This window comes from Spiribacter vilamensis, assembly GCF_004217415.1.
GTDB lineage: Bacteria > Pseudomonadota > Gammaproteobacteria > Nitrococcales > Nitrococcaceae > Spiribacter > Spiribacter vilamensis.
Genome location: NZ_SHLI01000001.1, coordinates 444572 through 461253 on the forward strand (window position 1 = coordinate 444572; position 16682 = coordinate 461253).

General features: G+C 62.0%; 20 protein-coding genes and 2 tRNA genes. 8 read left to right on the plus strand and 14 right to left on the minus strand.

Annotated features, from left to right (window positions below):
- Positions 1-147: 147 nt before the first annotated feature.
- The 7 genes from EV698_RS02240 to EV698_RS02270 all read right to left on the minus strand — a co-directional run bounded on the left by EV698_RS02240 (position 148) and on the right by EV698_RS02270 (position 6682).
- Entirely contained in the window at positions 148-390 is a 243-nt protein-coding gene (locus tag EV698_RS02240; RefSeq protein WP_130502545.1) for a hypothetical protein, read from the minus strand.
- 12 nt (positions 391-402) lie between these two features.
- A complete protein-coding gene (gene tnpC, locus EV698_RS02245) occupies positions 403-1989 on the minus strand; it encodes an IS66 family transposase (RefSeq protein WP_130502546.1) in 1587 nt (528 codons plus the stop codon).
- Positions 1990-2027: 38 nt separating this feature from the next.
- Positions 2028-2375, minus strand: a complete 348-nt coding sequence (tnpB, locus tag EV698_RS02250) for an IS66 family insertion sequence element accessory protein TnpB (RefSeq protein ID WP_130502547.1) — start codon at positions 2373-2375, stop codon at positions 2028-2030.
- Positions 2372-2773, minus strand: a complete 402-nt coding sequence (tnpA, locus tag EV698_RS02255; RefSeq protein ID WP_130502548.1) for an IS66-like element accessory protein TnpA — start codon at positions 2771-2773, stop codon at positions 2372-2374. Before tnpA ends, tnpB begins: the two co-directional genes overlap by 4 nt.
- A 252-nt stretch (positions 2774-3025) precedes the next feature.
- Entirely contained in the window at positions 3026-4210 is a 1185-nt protein-coding gene (locus EV698_RS02260; RefSeq protein ID WP_130502549.1) for a thiolase family protein, read from the minus strand.
- A gap of 157 nt (positions 4211-4367) precedes the next feature.
- Positions 4368-5657, minus strand: a complete 1290-nt coding sequence (locus tag EV698_RS02265) for an NCS2 family permease (RefSeq protein ID WP_130502550.1) — start codon at positions 5655-5657, stop codon at positions 4368-4370.
- 77 nt (positions 5658-5734) lie between these two features.
- A complete protein-coding gene (locus tag EV698_RS02270; protein ID WP_130502551.1) occupies positions 5735-6682 on the minus strand; it encodes a glycerophosphodiester phosphodiesterase in 948 nt (315 codons plus the stop codon).
- Positions 6683-6810: 128 nt separating this feature from the next.
- On the opposite strand from EV698_RS02270, the gene EV698_RS02275 reads away from it, so the two are divergent.
- A tRNA-Arg gene (locus tag EV698_RS02275) sits at positions 6811-6887 on the plus strand.
- Positions 6888-7014: 127 nt separating this feature from the next.
- Here the strand turns inward: EV698_RS02275 and EV698_RS02280 are convergent.
- Positions 7015-7608 carry an NADPH-dependent FMN reductase gene (locus EV698_RS02280; RefSeq protein ID WP_130502552.1) on the minus strand — a complete coding sequence of 198 codons (594 nt, stop codon included), beginning with the start codon at positions 7606-7608 and terminating at the stop codon, positions 7015-7017.
- Positions 7609-7810: 202 nt separating this feature from the next.
- Between EV698_RS02280 and EV698_RS02285 the strand changes: the two genes are divergently transcribed.
- Positions 7811-8692, plus strand: a complete 882-nt coding sequence (locus tag EV698_RS02285) for a DMT family transporter (RefSeq protein WP_130502553.1) — start codon at positions 7811-7813, stop codon at positions 8690-8692.
- 17 nt (positions 8693-8709) lie between these two features.
- Here the strand turns inward: EV698_RS02285 and fsa are convergent, their stop codons facing one another.
- Genes fsa through EV698_RS02300 form a run of 3 tightly spaced genes read right to left on the minus strand, consistent with a single transcriptional unit; the run spans position 8710 to position 10242 of the window.
- Positions 8710-9360 carry a fructose-6-phosphate aldolase gene (gene fsa, locus EV698_RS02290; protein WP_130502554.1) on the minus strand — a complete coding sequence of 217 codons (651 nt, stop codon included), beginning with the start codon at positions 9358-9360 and terminating at the stop codon, positions 8710-8712.
- Positions 9361-9366: 6 nt separating this feature from the next.
- Complete coding sequence (locus EV698_RS02295; RefSeq protein WP_130502555.1) at positions 9367-9723, minus strand: histidine triad nucleotide-binding protein; 357 nt, start codon at positions 9721-9723, stop codon at positions 9367-9369.
- 48 nt (positions 9724-9771) lie between these two features.
- Positions 9772-10242 carry a hypothetical protein gene (locus EV698_RS02300; protein WP_130502556.1) on the minus strand — a complete coding sequence of 157 codons (471 nt, stop codon included), beginning with the start codon at positions 10240-10242 and terminating at the stop codon, positions 9772-9774.
- A gap of 108 nt (positions 10243-10350) precedes the next feature.
- Between EV698_RS02300 and EV698_RS02305 the strand changes: the two genes are divergently transcribed.
- From EV698_RS02305 to EV698_RS02320, 4 genes are all read left to right on the plus strand, one after another.
- The gene (locus tag EV698_RS02305; protein ID WP_130502557.1) at positions 10351-11013 is read left to right on the plus strand and encodes a peroxiredoxin; all 663 of its coding nucleotides are present in this window, start codon (positions 10351-10353) and stop codon (positions 11011-11013) included.
- A 119-nt stretch (positions 11014-11132) separates the two neighbouring features.
- A complete protein-coding gene (locus EV698_RS02310) occupies positions 11133-11465 on the plus strand; it encodes a DUF1820 family protein (RefSeq protein WP_130502558.1) in 333 nt (110 codons plus the stop codon).
- A gap of 36 nt (positions 11466-11501) precedes the next feature.
- Positions 11502-11592 (plus strand) — tRNA-Ser (locus tag EV698_RS02315).
- 80 nt (positions 11593-11672) lie between these two features.
- Complete coding sequence (locus EV698_RS02320; RefSeq protein WP_239016181.1) at positions 11673-12329, plus strand: NADPH-dependent FMN reductase; 657 nt, start codon at positions 11673-11675, stop codon at positions 12327-12329.
- Between the two features lie 10 nt (positions 12330-12339).
- Here EV698_RS02320 and EV698_RS02325 read toward each other — a convergent pair whose 3' ends face one another.
- Both EV698_RS02325 and EV698_RS02330 read right to left on the minus strand, forming a co-directional pair.
- A complete protein-coding gene (locus EV698_RS02325; protein ID WP_130502559.1) occupies positions 12340-13383 on the minus strand; it encodes a patatin-like phospholipase family protein in 1044 nt (347 codons plus the stop codon).
- Positions 13383-14153, minus strand: a complete 771-nt coding sequence (locus tag EV698_RS02330) for a 3-hydroxybutyrate dehydrogenase (protein ID WP_130502560.1) — start codon at positions 14151-14153, stop codon at positions 13383-13385. The genes EV698_RS02325 and EV698_RS02330 overlap by 1 nt, the downstream gene beginning before the upstream one ends.
- An 84-nt stretch (positions 14154-14237) precedes the next feature.
- Here EV698_RS02330 and EV698_RS02335 point away from each other — a divergent pair, with 84 nt between their 5' ends.
- Complete coding sequence (locus EV698_RS02335) at positions 14238-15167, plus strand: cation diffusion facilitator family transporter (RefSeq protein ID WP_130502561.1); 930 nt, start codon at positions 14238-14240, stop codon at positions 15165-15167.
- 19 nt (positions 15168-15186) lie between these two features.
- Positions 15187-15534 (plus strand): carboxymuconolactone decarboxylase family protein, encoded by a 348-nt coding sequence (locus EV698_RS02340; RefSeq protein WP_130503972.1) that lies wholly within the window; start codon positions 15187-15189, stop codon positions 15532-15534.
- Between the two features lie 83 nt (positions 15535-15617).
- On the opposite strand, the gene EV698_RS02345 is transcribed toward EV698_RS02340, so the two are convergent.
- On the minus strand, positions 15618-16679 hold the full coding sequence (locus tag EV698_RS02345; protein WP_130502562.1) for a quaternary amine ABC transporter ATP-binding protein: 1062 nt from the start codon (positions 16677-16679) through the stop codon (positions 15618-15620).
- Between the last annotated feature and the right edge of the window lie 3 nt (positions 16680-16682).

Sequence of the window (16682 nt, forward strand, 5' to 3'; positions counted from 1 at the left end):
ATTGGGACGCGTCGCGAAGCGATGCGCCCGAAGGGTGAGGCCGCAGGGTGTGGCCGCGGACCGAATTAAGGCTTCTCGGCTCCTCCACTGTCAGTTCTTTCGTAAGCGTCCGCCGAGGACCGTCTTGTCAGCGGGTTCCAACGAAGACTAAGTGTTGATCTCGTCGGTGAACTCGCCGTGTTCGAGGGCGGTTGCGACCGCCGCGTCGAGTCGACGGAGAACCGCGGCGAGGGGCTCGTCCGGACGACGACGCAGCATGGCCAGTGCCTGGTGGGGATCGCTGGCGATGGCGACCTGACCGACGGGGCGAAGGTAGCCGACGTTGATACTACCCTCGTCGGCAAGCAGCGCGGCGAGGTTGGGCAGGTCAGGGTCGGCGATCTGTGCCATCACGCCTCCGGCTCAGGCGGCCGCAGCGGCCGCTTGAGGCTGCGGGTCACCGAGCGCGATGTGCCACGGCAGCAGTTCATCGATGCGGTTGATCGGGTGCGAACCGATGCGCTCGAGCACGGCCCGGAGGTAGGCGTATGGGTCGACGCCGTTCAGCCGGGCAGTGCCGATGAGGCTGTAGATCAACGCCGCACTGTCCCCGCCCCGGTCGGAGCCGGCGAAGAGGTAGTTCTTGCGTCCCAGCGCCACGGTACGAAGCGCCCGCTCGGCGGCGTTGTTGTCGATCTCCACCCGACCGTCATCCCGGTAGCGCGTGAGCGCCGTCCACCGCTCGAGCGCGTAGCGCACCGCCACCGCGAAGGTCGACTTCGCCGAGACGCGCTGGAGCGTGTCGTTGAACCAGGTACGCAGGTCGTCGAGCACGGGACCCGCCCGGGCCTGGCGCTCACAGCGACGGCGATCCGGCGGCTGGCCGCGGAGGTCGGCCTCAACGGCATAGAGCGAGCCGATGCGCGTTAGCGCTTCGCGAGCATACGGCGAGTCGTTGGCCTGGGCGACATCGTGGAACTTGCGTCGCACGTGCGCCCAGCACGCCGCCTCCTGAACGCGGCCCGTCTCGTAGAGCGCTCGGAAGCCCGGGTAGCCGTCGGCCTGGAGCACGCCGGTGAACGCCCGCAGGTGACGCTGCGGATGCAGCCCCTTGCGATCCGGTGAGTAACGGAACAGCACCGCCGGCGGCGTCTCGCCACCGGCAGCCCGTTCATCACGTACATACGTCCATAGCCGAGCGGTACGGGTCTGGCCGCGGCCCGGTGCGAGCACCGGCACCGGCGTGTCGTCGGCGTGGACCGTCGCGCCACCGAGGATGTGACGCTGGAGTGCGTCGCCCAGCGGTGCGAGCAGCGCACTGCTCGCCCCCACCCAGTCGGCGAGGGTCGAGCGCGTGAGCGGCACACCCTCACGGGCATAGATCGCCGACTGGCGGTACAACGGCAGATGATCACAGTACTTCGCGACCAGCACCTGGGCGAGTAGCCCGGCGCCGGCCCGCCCCCGCTCGATGGGCCGCTCGGCGGCGGGCGCCTGGTCGATCGTGCCGCACTGCCCACATCGATGCTTGGGGCGGATATGGCGGATGATCTTGAACGACGCCGGGACGTACTCCAGCACCTCGCTGACGTCTTCGCCGAGGTAGGTCAGCGCCGCGCCGCAGTCCGGGCAGGTGCAGGCAGCGGCGTGGTGCCGGTCTTCGCGGGGCAGATCCTCGGGCAGGGACGGGCGTGTTGAACGGGCTGTGGATGCCGATGACCGGGGCGGTGCCGGTGCGGGGGCCTGCGCAGCCGCACTGGCCGACACGGTCTCCATCGCTTCGATAGTGAGTTCGAGCTGGGCGATCTGTGCATCCAGCCGCTCCGAGGAGCGGCCGAACCGCCAGCGCTTGAGCCGGGCGAGCTCGAGCTTGAGCTTCTCCAGCTCGCAGTCGCGGTGGTGGAGACGGCTACGCAGCTCCGCCAACGCCGCACGGCTCGCCGCAAGTTCGGCGCGCAGGGCAGCGACATCCTCGGGCGGTTCCAGAGGGTTGGCGGGCGTTGTCGGCATGGCTGCATTATACCGATCATCGCATCGCCGAGCACGACTCAGGCGGCGTATTGCGGATCGAACGTGCGCTGCGGCGTGCGCCAGTCGATCCCCTCGAGGAGCATCGCCAACTGCGCGGCGGTGAGGTACACGGCCCCGTGGTCCACACGTGGCCACACAAAGCGACCCCGTTCCAGGCGCTTGGCATACAGGCACAGCCCCTGACCGTCCCACCACAACACTTTGATGCGATCCCCGCGCCGGCCGCGGAAGACAAAGATCCGCCCCGAGAACGGATCCCGGCTCAGCCGATGCGCGACCATGGCGGCGAGCCCGTCGAAGCCCTTGCGCATGTCGGTGACACCCGCGACCAGGTAGACACGCGTGCCCGTCGGTGGCGCGATCATCCGCTCAACACCTCTAACGCCACGCGAAGCGCCGCATGGTCGGCGTCACCGCGCACCACCACTCGGTGACCGCCACTGAGGTGGATCTCCACCTCGCCACCCGCCGACGGCGGCCGCGGAGAACCCGGCGGTTCGGCCGTCGCAGCAACCTGCGCATCGGCGACGTGAACGGGCATCAGCGCCGCACCCGAGTTCGCCGTCTCCTCGAGCAGCCCATTGCGATAGTGCCGGCGCCAGTTGAAGAGCTGGTTGGAGTTGAGGTCGTGGCGGCGGGCAACCACCGACACGGAAGTGTCTCCGGTCAGGGTCTCCTCGACCACTTGCCGCTTATAACCAACGGTGAACCACCGGCGTCGGTCCCCACCGCCAGCTCGCGTGTGTTGTTCGTCGGTGTCCACTTTGCCTCCCGATGGACACCTAACCGATGCCCACTTAACTTATGGAGACGTGATCATCGATCATCACCGAGCGGACCGGAAGGCGGTACTAGCCGTACGCTTACGTTCTTTCCGACTCCTTGCACACGTCCTATACACATCAATGAGTGTGTATACGGAGTGTGCGAGCGGTTAGGAAAGGCTGACAATCCGCCGCCAGATACCTAAGCGGGCCCAATCGCGTCAACGATGCAGGGGCGTCTGCCGCCGCGGTTAAAGCGTTTCCAGTGCCAGCGCAATGCCCTGCCCGCCGCCAATGCACAGGGTAACGACGCCGCGACGTTCGCCGTTGCGCTGCATGGCATGCAGCAAGCGGGTGGTCAGCACTGCTCCGCTCGCGCCCACGGGGTGGCCGTGGGCGATGGCGCCGCCCTCCACGTTGACGATGTCTTCCGGTAGCCCCAGCTCGCGCTGACAGGCCAGGGCGATGGCGGCGAAAGCCTCATTGATCTCGACCCGGTCGAGATCACCCACCGACCAGCCGGCCCGCTCAAGCGCCTGCTTGACGGCAGGTACCGGGCCGATGCCGAAGTAGTCCGGCTCGACGGCGCCGACGCCGAAGGACACAAGTCGGGCCATGGGGGTGAGGCCCTGTTGTTCGGCCCAACCACGCTCGGCGACGATCATCGCTGCCGAGCCGCTGTTGAGTCCCGGGGCATTGCCGGCGGTGATGGTGCCCTCCTTGCGGAAAGCGGGTTTCATCTTGTTGAGCGATTCAAGCGACACATCGCTACGATTATGCTCGTCACGGGCGAAAGTCGTGGTGCCCTTGCGGCTGGTGAGTTCCACGCCGGCGATCTCGGCGTCGAAGTGCCCAGCCTCCTGGGCCTTTGAGAAGTGCTGTTGGGAGCGCAGCGCCCACTTATCCTGATCCTCTCGAGAGATGCCATAGCGGCTTACCAGATCCTCGGTATGCCAGCCGGCATGCCTGTTGCTGAAGGCATCGTTGAGACCGTCCAGCAACATGGCGTCGAACATGGTCACATCGCCCATGCGTGCGCCCCAGCGGCCCTGGGGCAGCACGTAGGGGGCGCGGTCCATGTTCTCCATGCCGCCGGCGATGGTGCAGTCGGTCATGCCGCTCCAGATCTCCATGGCGGCGCTCGCTACTGCCTGAGCTCCGGAGCCACAGACCCGGTTGACGGTAAGCGCAGGCACGTCTACCGGCAGGCCGCCGCCAATGCCGGCCTGGCGACCCGAGTTCATGCGACAGCCCGCCTGGATGACATGCCCCATGATCAGCGACTGTACTTTGTCGGCGGCCAGGCCGGATCGAGACAGGGTTTCCTGAATGACCCGCGCGCCCAGATCCGTGGCAGGGGTGTCCTTCAGGCTACCGTTATAGGTGCCGATGGCGGTACGAACGGGATGGCAGATAACGACATTGCGTGATGACATGATGAATTCCTCGCGTTGACAAGGGGACGGTCCCGAAGGTCTGTCTCCAAGTACAGCACACCAACAGTCGTGTTGTCGCGACAGGCGTCAAGCCAGGGCGGCGGCCCGCGAGCGTCATCATTCCGCCCCTGGATACATCCGCCCCGCTGTGTTCGAGTCAGATAAACGCGAAACGCAGCACGAACAGCGCGGCAATCAGCCATACGGCCGGGTGGATCTGCATAGGCTTGCCGGCCAGTGTCTTGCCGAACACGTAGGTGATAAACCCGAGCCCCATGCCATCGGCAATGGAGTAGGTGAGCGGCATCGCAATCGCCGTCACCACGGCCGGCGCGGTATCGGTGATGTCATCCCAGTCCAGCTCGGCCAGACCGCGGACCATCATGCATGCCACAAACAGCAGTGCTGGAGCCGTTGCGTAGCCCGGGATCGCGCTGACCACCGGCAGGAAGAACAGCGACAGCAGAAAGAGCACGGCGATAACGACTGCAGTCAGGCCGGTGCGACCGCCGGCGTTAATCCCGGATGCGCTCTCGATGTAGGTTGTTGTCGTTGAGGTCCCGAACAGGGCGCCGCCGATGCTCGCCCCCGAGTCGGCCACCAGGGCACTGCGCAGCCGCCCGAGACGGCCATCGCGATCGAGCAGGCCGGCACGGTGAGACAAGCCAACGAGCGTGCCGGTACTGTCAAAGAGATCGACGAACAGGAATACCAGCACGACAGAGACAAGGCCCAGTTCCAAAGCCCCGGCAATATCCATCTGCAGGAAAGTCGGGCTCGGATCCGGCGGCATGGACACCACGCCATCGAACTCCGCGACGCCGAGGGGCACGCCAATCAGGCTGACCACGAGGATGCCAATCAGGACAGCGCCCGGGATCTCGCGGTAGCTCAATCCCACCATGATCACGAAGCCGAGCATGGCCAAAAGGGTCGGAATGGCTGTCAAATCACCCAGAGTCACGAGCGTCGCGTCGCTGTTGACCACGACACCGGCGTTCTGGAGTGCGATGATCGCCAGGAAAAACCCGATCCCTGCGGAAATCGCCATCTTGAGTGACAGCGGAATGGCGTTGATCAGCCATTCGCGGATCGGTAGCACCGAGATGATCAGAAACAGGATGCCGGACAGGAAAACCGCCCCGAGAGCGGTCTCCCAGGCGATTCCCATACCCAGCACCACGCCATAGGTGAAATAGGCGTTCAGCCCCATGCCGGGCGCCAACCCGAATGGATAGTTGGCGTAGAGCCCCATGATGAGGCTGCCGAGTGCGGCGGCGAGACAGGTGGCGACAAAAACGGCGCCCCAGTCCATGCCCGTCTCGGAGAGAATGCTCGGGTTGACGACCACGATGTAGGCCATCGTCAGGAAGGTGGTCAGTCCGGCCAGCAGCTCCCGACGGATGTCCGTGCCGCTCTCAGCCAGTTCGAAGAAGCGATCCAGCATGGTGAAAACCCCCGCAAATCGAAAAATGCGAGTATACCCGTTGAGCGGCTATTCGCCACGACACTGTCCGGTCCGGCCTACTGCGTAAGGCGGATCAAGCGATCGGGAAAGTTCGTGAACATCCCGTCGACACCCCAGCCCAGCAACTGCTCCATCATCGGGATACCGTTGACTGTATAAACATGGACCAGCAGATCGTTGTCCTGCGCCTGTGTCACGAAAGCCTCGTCAATCACCGGTTCACCCTGGTAAGTCATATTGGTTCCGATGGCTACCGCGTAATCACGTACCTCCTGAAAATCGGCATCGGTAATGGCCTCGGGGCCAGGTGTAACACCCGTCCACTCGGTCAATTCCTCGCTGTCCTCGTTTTCCGGGTAGTACCAGACGAGCTGTACCAGCGGGACATTCGGGTTGATGGCCTGTACCTTGCGCAGACTCTCCTGCGAGAACGACTGGATGGTCACCGCACCAGCCTCAATCAGCCCACGCCCCTCCAGCGCTTCCATTAATTCCGCTTCGAGCGTGGGGTCGCGTTCTGCAGACTTGGTCTCGATGTAATAGCGGGTCTGCGTGCCAAAGCGATCGATGACCTGATCGAGGGTGGGTACCTGCGTGCCGGCGAATCTCGACTGGGCACGGCTCGGGTTGGTCGTATTGAACCAGCTCCCGGCATCAAGCTCCTGAAGCTCGGCAAGCGTGTAGTCCTGAAGGGGACCTTCGGCATCGGTGGTGCGGTTGAGGGTCTCGTCGTGCAGGACGACGAGTTCACCGTCAGCCGTCATCTGAATATCGAGCTCGAGGTAATCGGCACCCATGTCATACGCCATCTGAAAGGCAGGCAGCGTGTGTTCGGGCGCATGCCCGCTGGCGCCGCGATGGGCAACCACCTGGAAGTCCTGGAGCGCTGTAAGCTGGCGATCAAGCGTGTTCGCCGACGCATTGGGCGCGCCCGTGAGTATCGTGATGGCGAGGATCCCCGTGAATTGACGGATCGGACGGCTCAGGGAAATTTGGCAGCTCATATGCTTCCTTTGATTGAGTGTTCAATCAAAACGCTACAGCTCGTTCGTGCCCGAGTGCAAGCAGAGTTCGGCTCCGGCTCCTCCCTTGACGCCCCCCGGTAACTTGATCATAATTCGCGCTCGTTAAGGCGCCTGTAGCTCAACTGGATAGAGCACCTGACTACGGATCAGGAGGCTGGGGGTTCGAATCCTCCCGGGCGCACCAAGACCAAAGGAAAACCGGCGTTCAGCCGGTTTTTTTTATGGACACCCGGGAGGGTTCGAACCCCTGAGTTAATCCTCCCGGGCGCAGCCTTTCCTCCTGAAATCGTCCGTTAGCGATATCGCCCGGACTAGCCGTGCTGCTTCAACCTGGCAGCGGTCGCGACCCAGGCTTCGACCACCGTGCTCAATTGCTCCGCCTGCTTCGGATCGGCAAGCTCGTCTGCGTCATTGAAGGCATCGAATGCGCCGGCGAGTGCGAATTGATCCGGGATAACATGAACCCCGATGTTGCCAAGCATCATCCGCAGCGGGACTAATCCGCGCAGACCGCCCAGGCCACCGGGTGATGCGGCCACCAGCGCTGCAACCTTGCCCCGATAGGCCGCGAGAGGTGGCTCATCCGCGTCCTTCCGACGCGAGATCCAGTCGAGGGCGTTCTTGAGCACTGGCGACAGTGAACTGTTGTACTCCGGCGACGCAATCAAAAACCCGTCGCATTGACGCAAGCGGGCCTTGAGCTCTTGCGCAGCGGCCGGAATCCCCTCGCGATCTTCCAGATCTCCGTCGTAGAGCGGCAGTGGGTAATCGGCGAGATCGAGGAACTCGACGCTTGCACCGGCGTGGCGGGCCCGGTCCCTTGCCAGTCGAGCGAGCTTCTTGTTGACCGATGCCTTTCGGGTACTACCGGCGAGCGTGATCAGGTCTAATTGTTGGTCAGTCATATCAAGCCGTTAACCTTGTCGAAGGAGTTGTTGGTGAGGTGAATTTTGATAGTTTACCAGCGTGCCATCAGTAAAGTTGATGCTGGGGCTCATTAATCATCGCGCCGTAAGCCGTTGACACTGGAACCCTTGACCGCAACATGTGTCCCCTGAAGGTCACCGCAATACATACCCTTTCAGCGGGTGACCGGGGATCACGCCGATGTTGCTTCCAATTGCGCTTGTGATGGCCGCCGCGTTCCAGTGGGGGCTCGCCGGAGGTCTGGCCGGCCAGCTGATGACCTCGGGCTGGGAGCCCGAGTTGCTATCGTTCTGGCGTTTGCTGATCGGCCTCTTTTGTATGCTCGCATGGGTGACCGTGATCCGCTTGCAGGGTTACAGCCTCAACCTGACGCGGCCCCTGGTCGGGTGGTCAGTGTTGGCGGGGCTGGGCGTTACCGGCAATCTCACTTTCTATTTCATCAGCATCACGGAGGCCAGTGTCGCGGTCGCAGTGACGCTGATGTACAGCGCGCCGGTCATGGTCTATTTCGTGTCGTTCGTGCGCGGGACAGAACGACCAACCTTGTTAAAGCTGAGCGTTATCGCGGCGATTATGGTGGGGGTTGTGCTGTTAACGGGGCTTTACCGTACAACGCCGGGCGCGTTCAGCCCGTGGGGCGTGATCGCCGGTCTCCTGTCCGGAATCTCGTATTCGGTGTTTATCTTTGCCTTCAAATCCGCCGGACCGCATGGGCGCACACCGGTCTCGCTGATGATTGCGTTTCTCGCCGCCGTCCTGGCGCTGGTGTTCCTGGTCGATCCGCAACAGGCGATCAGTGTGCCGCTATCACCCGATGCACCGTTATTTCTCCTGTTCGGACTGATCGGGGCAGGCTTGTCGTTCCTGTGCTACTTCATCGGCCTGCGGGGTGTATTGCCCACAATGGCGGCGGTAGTGGCGATGATTGAGCCGATCACCGCCACGCTCTATGGCGTGATCGGGCTCGGAGAGGCGCTTTCCATTGCCGAGGTGGTGGGGATGTTGATTATCCTGTCCTCGGTGACGGCGCTCACCATCATCAGTCAGCGGGAGTCGACCTGAAAGCGGGTTTGATCCGCTCAGATGGACTGGCCGGTGGTCCGCCAGTCGCGGGTAAACTGATCCAGCCCCTGATCGGTCAGCACATGGTTCGCGAGGCTGCGGATGACGCCAGGCGGGATGGTCGCCACATCGGCGCCGGCAAGCGCGGCGTTCTTGACGTGGTTGGCGTTACGGATCGACGCCGCAAGGATCTGCGTGGGGAAATCGTAATTGTCGTAGATCGCCCGCATCTCGTTAATCAACGTCATGCCGTCGACATTGATGTCATCAAGCCGACCAATGAACGGCGAGATGTAGGTCGCACCGGCCTTGGCTGCCAGTAGCGCCTGATTGGCGGAAAAGCAGAGCGTTACGTTGGTGGCGATACCATCACCGTCCAACCGACGACATGCCTTGAGGCCGTCCAGTGTCAACGGCAGCTTGACGACAACATTGTCCGCGATCGCCGCGAGCGTGTGGGCCTCGCGCAGCATGCCGTCAAAATCGAGGGCCGCTACTTCTGCGGATACAGGACCGTTGACGATCTCGCAGATCTCGCCGACCACGGCCTTGAAATCACGCCCCGATTTCGCAATAAGCGACGGGTTGGTGGTAACGCCATCAAGCAGTCCGTAATCGTTGAGTTCACGGATATCGTCGGCCTGCGCCGTGTCGACAAAGAATTTCATATCAGATCAGTTCCCGGGCCAGGGTGGCCAGCCCATGCTGCGCCCACCCATCAAATGGAGGTGGATGTGCCAGACAGTCTGGCCGGCATCGCGTCCGCAGTTGAAGATGCTGCGAAAACCGGTTTCCGCGATACCTAGCGATTCAGCAAGCGTTTTGGCCGTTAGATGCATGTGGCCGATGAGCTCGGCGTCCGCCGCCTCGATCTCGGTCATGCTCTCTATGTGTCGGCGCGGGATGATGAGCACGTGAGTGGGTGCTTGCGGGTGGATGTCGCGGAATGCGACCACCTGATCATCCTGGTGGATGAGCTCGGCGTCCATCCGTCCCGCAGCGATCTCGCAAAAAATACAGGGTTTATTCATAAGCTGACATTAAGGCCCAGTTCCCGCGCAACGCAACCGCTGAGGCGGTTAATCGGACAGGGCATCGACACGGGCCCGAAGGCTTTCCGCCAGTGCCCTGGCCTGCTCGTTGTCCGCCGCATTGACCGGGGTCAGGCCCTCCCGCGTCAGAAAAATGTCCGACCAGTGATCTCCTCCCGCGGCAAAGGTGCTGAAGTCCCCCCACCAGAGGATCTGGTAATGCGCTGACGTGATGGCATTGTGGGCGACGCGGCTCTCTTCCTCGAGCCCGTAGACGTCGACACGCGTGAGGATCGGCTCGAGCTCTGCCTTGATCGCGATCAGGGCGGGGCCGCGTATGGCCCAGCGCTGAGGCTCCATGCGCCGGAGCCACTGCGAGATCTCGGGCATATTGCGGAACCACTGGAGGGCGAGATGTGTGCCATCACTCGTGGCGCAGCCGACCTGGAAGCGCCGGGGGTCGCGGCGCTGGGTGAGGAGGTGTACGTCGTTGAAGCTCTGGCCTTCCCATGCATGCATAGTATTCGATCCAGTTATATAAAAATAATGAATAATTCTTTTAAATGATGGGTCTTGGGCTCTACGCTCTTTTCATTATCGTTAAACAGAAGCCACTGGAGCGTTTCGATGGGACTGCGTATAGGAAGCCTGGCGCCGGATTTTACCGCCAAAACCACAGAAGGCGAGATCCGATTCCACGACTGGATCGGTGACGACTGGGCGATCCTGTTTTCACATCCGAAGGATTTTACGCCGGTCTGCACCACCGAACTCGGCTACATGGCACAGCTCAAGCCGGATTTCGACAAGCGCGGTACAAAGGTCATCGGGCTCTCGGTGGATCCTGTCGAGAACCACGCAACCTGGGCGCGCGACATCGAAGAGACGCAGGGCACGGCGCCGAATTATCCAATGATCGGCGACACGGATCTCACCGTCGCCAAGCTCTATGACATGCTGCCCGAGGACGATGGCGAGAACTACGAGGGCAGGACCGCCAAGGACAATGCCACTGTTCGAGCGGTTTACGTCATTGGTCCGGACAAGCGCATCAAGGCGATGCTCATCTATCCGATGACCAGTGGTCGCGATTTCAACGAGATACTGCGCCTGCTCGATTCGCTGCAACTGAACGCGCGGCACACGGTCGCGACCCCGGTCAACTGGCGTGATGGCGACGACATCATCATTCCGCCGGCGGTCACGGACGAGCAGGCAAGAGAGAAATTCCCGGAGGGGTGGGATACCCTCAAGCCCTATCTGCGTGTCGCTCGTCAGCCCACCGACTAAATCAATCATGGCCGGGGCGGGCTCATCGTCCCGGCCGGGTCCTGCCATCGCGTCACGGCGCCGGAATCCTGTGCCGTGTTAGGCTTATCGCCATAAATAGCAAAGACCGGCAGGGTTGCATGGCGTATTCAGAGCGCATTTACCGAGTGATATTTCACAACCAGGGCAAGATTTACGAGATCTACGCGCGCAATATCTCCGACGGTGGGTTGCTCGGCTTTGTCGAGATCGAAGAGCTCACCTTTGGCGAGCGTACCCAGGTTGTTGTCGATCCGGCGGAAGAGAAGCTTAAAAACGAGTTCGAGGGCGTAAAGCGCACCTATGTCCCGATGCACTCCATCGTCCGCGTGGATGAAGTCGAAAAGGAAGGCGCTCCCAGGATTTCCGATGCCGACGGTAATGTCACTCCCTTCCCGACCTCGGTCTACGGCCCGGGCCGCGGCACTGATTGATCCACAGCCCGCCGTGAATTACCCTGCATGCTTATTGGAGAGGTGTCCGAGCGGTCGAAGGAGCGCGCCTGGAAAGCGCGTGTACGGTAACCCCGTACCGAGGGTTCGAATCCCTCCCTCTCCGCCAGACATAAAAGAGGGGCTGCAGGCCCCTGTTTTATGTCTGAAGCAGTGCCGGGGTTCGAACCCTCCCTCTGAAGTTGTTCCATGCCCATGAATTTCCTTGTATTCCTCGGATCGGTCCGCGACAGTACACCTCCGCGCCCTGCACGACTTGGTCTCAGAGTCGCGCGCGCCTGCAAGGGCTGGCTCGAGACTGACGGCCACGAGGTCGAGCTCGTCGATCCGCTGGCATTCGACCTCGGTGGTTCGTTCAAGCCGCAATTCTCGTATCCGCAGGGCAAAGCCCCCGTGGCGCTGGATGACCTGGCGCGGCGGATAGAAGCCGCCGATGGCTACGTCATGGCCAGCCCCGAGTACAACCACTCCATGAGCCCGGCGCTCGCCCATCTCCTCAACCACTTTGGCAGCTCGCTCTTCTCCTACAAGCCGAGCGCGATCGCCACCTATTCCGCCGGGCAGTGGGGCGGGGCCCGGGCGGCCGTCAACATGCGGACGTATCTCGCCGAACTCGGGTGCCTGCCCGTATCAGCGATGATCCACGTGCCCAGGGCACAGGAAGTATTCGAGGAGGAGGGGGGCTACCTGTCAGGCGTCGACGGCGACCGCTGGAGCGATTACCTTGGCCGAACCCTGGCACAGCTCGTCTGGTGGGCCGAGGCGACCCGCCGTCAGCGCAGAGAGGGAAGCGCTGAACGTCCCGCTGCCTTCACCCGCGATCCGTCGCAGCGAAACGCTCCGTGACCACGCTGCCCTATCCCTGGTGCTCGCCGCCGATACTGTCGAACATTTTACGCAGATTGACCGTTGCCCGTGTGCCGATATGCGGGACGGTCTCATCAAGCCAGCGGTCGGCCGTCTCCCGGCCCATGTCGCGCAGCTTGGTGAGGAATGCCCATTCGGTATTGAGCTTCGACGAGGCGCCCAGGGGCTTCATTTCGGCCTGGTTTTCGATGATATGAACCCGCACCTGGCGGTAGTCTTGCGTTGACAACTTGCCCTGGCGAATCAGCCGGTCAACGAAGTCAATCGCCCGCAGTTCGTTCAACAGGCTGCTGTTGAAGTTGATTTCGCTCATCCGGTCCTGGATATCCTGCGGCGTTGTCGGTGCGCCTTTGCGCTCGACGGGATTGATCTGGACAACCACAACGTCGTCGCTGCCGGTTTTGCCGTAGAACGGAAACAGCGCCGGGTTACCCATATAGCCGCCATCCCAGTAGGGGACCCCGTCGATTTCGACTGCTTGAAACAGGGTCGGCAGGCAGGTCGAGGCCATCACCATATCCGCGGTCAGGTGCTCGCGTGGAAACACCTTGACCTTTCCGGTCTCGACATTGGTTGCCGAGATGAACAGCTTGAAGGCGGTGCAATGGCGCACCCTCTCGAAGTCGATACTCTCCTCGAGCAGATCGCGCAGCGGGTTCATGTTCGCCGGGTTGAGCTGATACGGCGAGGCGATCCGCGACATCGCGTCCATCGCGTAATAGACGGGGTTGCGATCCAGACCCCAGTAGCCCGTTAGTGTGTCGAGGGGAGTGCGTTTCAGCGGGCTGCCCCTGGCGCCTTCGCTCATGCAGCGCCAGAAGTTGTCGAGGGCGGCGCGTGCGCCTTCCGGGCCATCCCGCGTGTAGCCATCAGCCACCGCGACGGCGTTCATCGCGCCGGCCGAGGTGCCGGAGATGCCGGCGATTGCGAGGCGTTCGTCCTCGAGAATACGGTCCAGCACGCCCCAGGTGAAGGCGCCGTGCGCGCCGCCGCCCTGCAGCGCCAGATTGACGGGCTTGGCCGATGTCGCCATCAGTCCATCCGCCAGCCGTGGCTGACCACGATGCTCTGCCCGGTCAGTGCGTTACTCGGGAAGGTTGCGAGGAAAAGCGCTGTGTGTGCGACGTCTTCAACCGTGGTGAACTCCTTGTCCACGGTTTCGCCCAGCATGACTTCATTGACGACTTCCTCTTCGGAGATGCCCAGATCTTTCGCCTGCTCGGGGATCTGCTTGTCCACCAGCGGTGTCCGGACAAATCCGGGGCAGATGACATTGGTGCGGACGCCATGCGGCCCGCCCTCTTTGGCAATGGTCCGCGCGAGTCCCATCAGGCCGTGCTTGGCCGAGACGTAGGGCGCCTTGAGGGCCGAGGCCTCCTGCGAATGGACCGACCCGACATAGAGGATCGTTCCGCTGCCCCGGGCATACATATGGGGCAGCACAGCCTTCGATGTCAGGAATCCGCCGTCGAGATGGATCGCGACGACCTTGCGCCAGTCGGCGTAGCTGAACTCCTCGACCCGCTTGACGATCTGGATGCCGGCGTTCGACACCAGGACATCGATCCGGCCGTGCTCCGCGATAACCTTCTCGACGCCACGCTGCACGGCCGCTTCGTCGGTGACGTCCATGTCGACGCCCGTGTGTCCCTCGCCCAGCGCCCGCGCGGCGTCATTCGCGGCATCGACGTTGATGTCGGCGATGACGACCTTGCCGCCGGCCTGCGCAAAGGTGCGGGCAATCTCGAAGCCTATGCCGCTCGCGCCGCCGGTGACGATGCAGATCCTGTCGGTCAGTTCCATTGTTATCTCCACGGAAATTGATGGCTTATAATGGTGTGCGCTGCATCACTGTCGGGCGAACGCCCCCAATCAGTATGATCCCTTATGGCACATCACCACAGTCATGCCCACGTTCACGCCGATTTCGAAAGTGGCGACCGGCGCGTGTTCCTCGCGATCGTCGTCAACGGCCTGCTGACGGCGGCGCAGGTTGTGGCCGGCATCCTCTCCGGGAGCCTGGCGCTGATCGCCGACGCGTTGCATAACCTCTCCGACATGGCGTCGCTGGTGATTGGTTTTACGGCCCGCAAAGTTGCCCGGCGCCCGGCGGATGCCCGCATGAGTTTCGGCTATGCGCGGGTGGAAGTCGTCGCTGCGCTCGTCAATTACACAACGCTCATCCTCGTCGGCGCCTACCTGATCTACGAGGGGATAATGCGGATTGTCGAGCCGACTGAAGTGACGGGCTGGGTGGTTGTCGTTGTTGCCGCGCTGGCGCTTATCGTCGACGCCATTACAGCCCTGCTGACCTATTCAATGCAGAAGGGCAGTGTGAATATACGCGCGCTTTTCCTGCACAATCTCTCGGATGCGCTGGCTTCAATCGCCGTGATGGTGGCCGGGACACTGATCATCCTGTTCGATGCGGTCTGGGTGGATCCGGCCATTACCATTGGTATTGCCGTTTATATCCTCTACCTCGGGCTCACCGAGATCGGAGGGCCGATTCGGACATTAATGCTGTGCAGCCCGCCGGATATCGACGGTGAGGCCGTCATCTCGACGCTCCGAGAGGTCGATGGTGTGCAGGACGTCCACCACGTTCACCTCTGGCAGATGCAGGAGCACGAGGCTTCACTGGATGCCCATGTCGTGCTGACAGAGGTCGGATGGCAGCGGCTGGAGGCGGTCAAGTCCGAGCTCAAGACCGCGCTTGGTAATGGTTTCGGGATACTGCATTCAACACTGGAGTTCGAACACCCGGAGCATGCTCACACCGGCGCGAATACATTCGGTCACGTAACTTCCCATTGAAAATATCCAGGAGACGATGATGTACAAGGACTGGTCAAAAACGACCGACGAACTCACGGCACTGATGCAGCAGTTCGGTAAGGGTCATCCCGAGGTTGCCAAGGGGTTCTCGCAGCTCGCCAAGGCGGCTGAAAAGGATGGCGCGATGAGCGCCAAGGACAAAGAGCTGATGGCACTGGCTATTGGCGTCTCAATCCGCTGCGAAGGCTGCATTGCATTCCACGCAAAAGCGGCCGCCGGCTACCGTGCGACGCGGGCCGAGGTCCTCGAGACCATCGGTGTCTGCCTGTACATGGGCGGCGGTCCCGCCTTTGTGTACGGCGCACAGGCACTCGAGGCCTTTGACGCCTTCGCGGAAGAGGCCTGATCCGGATCTCTGAAGACTTCCCCAACGAAAAGGCCCCTCCAGTGAGAGGGGCCTCTTAGTGTCGATGAGCGTAACGGTACGGTTCAGTACTTACCGCGAGCGCCATCCTCCGAGGCACCGGTCGGTACCAGGGCCTTCATGAGCATGCGCATATCGATGACGCCGACCTGCTCACCATCCCGAACAACGCGGTAGGTCAGCTCGGTATTGCCCTCCGAAGCGGCAATAACCGATTCAAGGTTGGTGTCCTCATCAACATCGCCGGCGATGGGTCCTTCGATCGCCTCACGCTTGTACTCCATCACTGAACGTACCCGCAGAACGCGAGCGCGGTTGATGTCGCTGATGAAGTCGATGATGTAGGGATCGTTCGGCCGTATCAGGATCTCCTGCGGTTCGCCCTGCTGGACGATGTAGCCGTCCTTGAGGATGACCAGGTGGTCGGCGAGCTTGAGCGCCTCATCCAGATCGTGAGTGATAAACACGATTGTTTTCTGCAGCTCGTTCTGCAGATCGAGCAGCAGATCCTGCATGTCCGTACGGATCAGAGGATCGAGTGCCGAAAAGGCCTCGTCCATGAGCATGATGTCGGAGTTGGATGTCAGCGACCGGGCGATACCGACACGTTGCTGCATCCCGCCGGAGAGCTGATGGGGATTCTGGTTGTCGTTGCCCTCGAGGCCGACGCGTTTGAGCCACTTGCTCGCTTCCGCCAGCGATTCCTGCTTTTTCCCGCCCCGCACGATGAGCGGCATGGCCGCGTTCTCGGCAATGGTGCGGTGGGGCAGGAGCCCGAACTTCTGGAACACCATCGACATGTGCTCGCGACGCAGTCGCCGCAGGTTGTCCTCGTCATAGTCAAGGACGTTCTCGCCATTGACGGTTATATTCCCCGCCGTGGGCTCGATCAGGCGGTTGAGATGGCGGATCAGGGTGGATTTCCCCGATCCGGACAGTCCCATGATGACGGTGATCTTGCCGCTGTCTATATCCACGTTGATGTCCTGCAGCCCCAGGACATGGCCGTACTGATCCAGCAGATCGGTCTTGTTGACCCCGGCCTTGACGTGCTCTAGCGCCCAGTCCGGGTCATCACCAAAAATCTTGTAGAGATGCTGAATCGAGATCTTGACCTGATCGCTCATGTG

Bases quoted from the DNA above. Each gene is read 5' to 3' on its own strand.
- EV698_RS02310 (WP_130502558.1), top strand. From the start codon at position 11,133: ATGGCGTATTCAGAGCGCATTTACCGAGTGATATTTCACAACCAGGGC.
- tnpB (WP_130502547.1), bottom strand. From the start codon at position 2,375: ATGATCGCGCCACCGACGGGCACGCGTGTCTACCTGGTCGCGGGTGTC.
- EV698_RS02260 (WP_130502549.1), bottom strand. From the start codon at position 4,210: ATGTCATCACGCAATGTCGTTATCTGCCATCCCGTTCGTACCGCCATC.
- EV698_RS02305 (WP_130502557.1), top strand. From the start codon at position 10,351: ATGGGACTGCGTATAGGAAGCCTGGCGCCGGATTTTACCGCCAAAACC.
- EV698_RS02335 (WP_130502561.1), top strand. From the start codon at position 14,238: ATGGCACATCACCACAGTCATGCCCACGTTCACGCCGATTTCGAAAGT.
- EV698_RS02270 (WP_130502551.1), bottom strand. From the start codon at position 6,682: ATGAGCTGCCAAATTTCCCTGAGCCGTCCGATCCGTCAATTCACGGGG.
- EV698_RS02240 (WP_130502545.1), bottom strand. From the start codon at position 390: ATGGCACAGATCGCCGACCCTGACCTGCCCAACCTCGCCGCGCTGCTT.
- EV698_RS02300 (WP_130502556.1), bottom strand. From the start codon at position 10,242: ATGCATGCATGGGAAGGCCAGAGCTTCAACGACGTACACCTCCTCACC.
- tnpC (WP_130502546.1), bottom strand. From the start codon at position 1,989: ATGCCGACAACGCCCGCCAACCCTCTGGAACCGCCCGAGGATGTCGCT.
- fsa (WP_130502554.1), bottom strand. From the start codon at position 9,360: ATGAAATTCTTTGTCGACACGGCGCAGGCCGACGATATCCGTGAACTC.
- EV698_RS02345 (WP_130502562.1), bottom strand. From the start codon at position 16,679: ATGAGCGATCAGGTCAAGATCTCGATTCAGCATCTCTACAAGATTTTT.
- EV698_RS02280 (WP_130502552.1), bottom strand. From the start codon at position 7,608: ATGACTGACCAACAATTAGACCTGATCACGCTCGCCGGTAGTACCCGA.
- EV698_RS02285 (WP_130502553.1), top strand. From the start codon at position 7,811: ATGTTGCTTCCAATTGCGCTTGTGATGGCCGCCGCGTTCCAGTGGGGG.
- EV698_RS02320 (WP_239016181.1), top strand. From the start codon at position 11,673: ATGCCCATGAATTTCCTTGTATTCCTCGGATCGGTCCGCGACAGTACA.
- EV698_RS02330 (WP_130502560.1), bottom strand. From the start codon at position 14,153: ATGGAACTGACCGACAGGATCTGCATCGTCACCGGCGGCGCGAGCGGC.
- EV698_RS02295 (WP_130502555.1), bottom strand. From the start codon at position 9,723: ATGAATAAACCCTGTATTTTTTGCGAGATCGCTGCGGGACGGATGGAC.
- EV698_RS02340 (WP_130503972.1), top strand. From the start codon at position 15,187: ATGTACAAGGACTGGTCAAAAACGACCGACGAACTCACGGCACTGATG.
- EV698_RS02325 (WP_130502559.1), bottom strand. From the start codon at position 13,383: ATGGCGACATCGGCCAAGCCCGTCAATCTGGCGCTGCAGGGCGGCGGC.
- EV698_RS02265 (WP_130502550.1), bottom strand. From the start codon at position 5,657: ATGCTGGATCGCTTCTTCGAACTGGCTGAGAGCGGCACGGACATCCGT.